This is a genomic window from Salinivibrio socompensis S35 (assembly GCF_000513715.1).
Classification (GTDB): domain Bacteria; phylum Pseudomonadota; class Gammaproteobacteria; order Enterobacterales; family Vibrionaceae; genus Salinivibrio; species Salinivibrio socompensis.
In genome coordinates this window covers 1-2633 of sequence record NZ_AQOD01000212.1, presented here as the reverse complement: position 1 = coordinate 2633, position 2633 = coordinate 1, and the positions used below count along the sequence as shown (strand labels likewise).

The window sequence follows — 2633 nt, the reverse complement described above, 5'->3', positions numbered from 1 at the left end:
GCCATGACTGGCGCTACACCTTTGATAAACAAGGGCGTGTAGTTAGCCAACAGCACTATGATAAGCGCGTCGAGCAGTACGAGTACGATGTAGCAGGGCGGCTGAGTCGTCATACCAAACCTGATGGCTATCAACACCAATACGACTACGACCAAGGGGGTCGGGTTAGCCACATCCACACCCTCGACGCGTTGGGCGCACCAGCGGGGCAAACCTGGTACGAATACGACGCGGCCTCCCGCCTGACCTATGCCGAAAATGGTGACGCGTGGGTAGGGCTACGCTATAGCCCGGCAGGGTTATTGGTGGAAGAAACCCTTAATGGCACCACACTGGCCTATCAGTACGATGAAGCGGGACGCCGTATAGAGGCCAAAGGCACAGAAACCGCGCGCCAGTATGACTGGCACCATCATCAGCTGACGCAGGTTCAAATCGGTGCTCACCAGCCGCTTGATTTTGCCTATACCCCACAAGGGCAAGAGCAACAGCGAGGTAACCAACAAGGTTTTCGTTTAACCCATCAATGGAGTGAGCGAGGCCTACTGACACAACAAGGGCTGGGCCAACACCAAGACCCGTTGCGGTGTTACCACTACGATGCCCTTGACCGCCTCACCGGGATAGATGACAACCACCGCGGTAGCCACCGATTCACCCTCAATCCCAATGGCCAAGTGGTTGGGGCACGGCAGCAAAAAGCCTCGCAACCTAACGGGGGATTTGTGCACCTGTTTGGTTACGACAGCGAGCTGAACCTCAATGAGACGGGATTTGCGACCGAATACAGCCAGCAGCAACAGGTGGTGTCACTGGCCGATGCGCGGGTGCAGCGCCAAAAACGCCGCCATGACCGCGCCGGGCGTGTATTAGAAACCGGCCGTTTTCGTTATCGCTATGATGCCTGCGGCCGCGTGATTGAAAAGACCGAGAACAAAGCGGGCTACCGGCCACAGGTGACGCGGTTTAGCTGGAACGCGGATGACCGCTTAACCCACATTGAACTGCCCAACGGCACGCGGTATCGCTACCGCTACGACCCCTTTGGGCGACGCATCGCCAAAGAATGTGCGCACAGCGACACGCAGACTCACTACCTGTGGGACGGCGCGCACATTGTGCAGCAACAACAGGCCACCGCTGATGGGCAGGTGTTGCAACAAACCGAATACCTCTACGAGCCCGGCAGCTTCCGCCCGATGGCGCAAGTGACTCACCATGAGCAAGGCAGCGAGCTGCATTACATCGTGACCGACCACGCGGGCACACCGCAAGAGCTGTGTAATGAGCAAGGTGATATTGTCTGGCGGGGAGAGCAAGCGCTGTGGGGCCATTACCACGGGCAATCACAACGCCGCTGGCAACGACGCGAAGAAGCGGCCAACGACAGTATACAGTGCGACCTTCGCTACCAAGGACAACTCGAAGACCCAGAATCGGGCCTTTACTATAACGTAAACCGTTATTACGATGCAGACAGTGGCCAGTATCTTAGCCCAGACCCAATAGGGTTTGCGGGCGGGTTAAGGCCACAGGCCTATGTCGCCAACCCACTGGAGTGGGTGGATCCGTTGGGGCTGGCGCCTTCAGGCTGTTTTGGTTCAAGTCATTTAGATAATCCTAAAAAGAAAGTCAATTCTGCCAATGTGGGGGACTTTGTTAGAGCACCGTCGTCTCACCCAGCCGATTTTACTCGAATAAATGGCGGTAATTATAAAAATATTAATACTGGTGAGATATGGAGTAAGAGTAAAACTCAGCACTCAGATAAAGCGGGTGAGTGGAAAGTAGGTATAGGAAAAATGAAACCACAACGGACCAAGAAAATAACAGTAGGAGTCAGTGATGGAAAAGTTATCAAGGTCGACAGATAAGATACCACTAGGGAATGTCAATTTTTCTGGATTTAGTCAATCTAAAGGTTGGGTTGGTTTTTTTGAAACAAAGAAAGGTTACTCTCCCCAAATTGTTGACGAGGCATTAAGAATATTTCATGATTTTTTCTATTCTCACTGGGATGGTTTTTTTGCATTATCTTCATTGGGTTATGACGATCAAAATGAAACGGACGAAAGCATTCTAAGCCTCTACGGAGAGAAGTATGAAAAAGCAAAGAAAGAGGGATATTTAAACCCTGTTAGCGATGCCTTCGAAAGCTACCTTTATGGTGATGTTGATCTGCCAGCCTCAGAGGTTACTGTACACTTCGACAGAAATGAGTTTATCGATATTTGTAAATTGTTGATGATGCATAGTGGTGTACTTGGCGAAGTGTTTTTTATGATAAATCCTGAATTGGGAGTTGCGGTTTATCCTCATCAAGATCTAGGTTTTGGAATTATTTGTTTTGGTGATAACTACTTACTTTGCCAGCGATTCCTGAAATCCGCTGAGAATGGTAATTTCAGGGTGGTAATAGATGAGGGTGCTCATAGTTCTGGAGGATGTTCATAGTTTTGTGTCACCGATTCAGCAAAAATCCACATAACCCTCTATCCGTCCTTCGAAGTGGGTAAGCGGGTATTTCTACCCGCCTGGTGATGGAATGGGCGCTTTGTTATAGGGCAGGAGATCGCTGACATCACACCCCTCTTCTCGCTGAGGTAGCTCGGTCAGCACATGACGCAAGTAGG

General features: G+C 50.9%; 2 protein-coding genes. Both read left to right on the top strand.

Annotated features, from left to right (window positions below):
- Positions 1-1874 (top strand): RHS repeat-associated core domain-containing protein (locus tag DZ54_RS0117005; protein ID WP_037355215.1); only part of this gene is annotated, 1874 nt, incomplete at its 5' end.
- On the top strand, positions 1846-2454 hold the full coding sequence (locus DZ54_RS0117000; RefSeq protein WP_025675398.1) for a hypothetical protein: 609 nt from the start codon (positions 1846-1848) through the stop codon (positions 2452-2454). The genes DZ54_RS0117005 and DZ54_RS0117000, both read left to right, overlap by 29 nt.
- Positions 2455-2633: the final 179 nt, after the last annotated feature.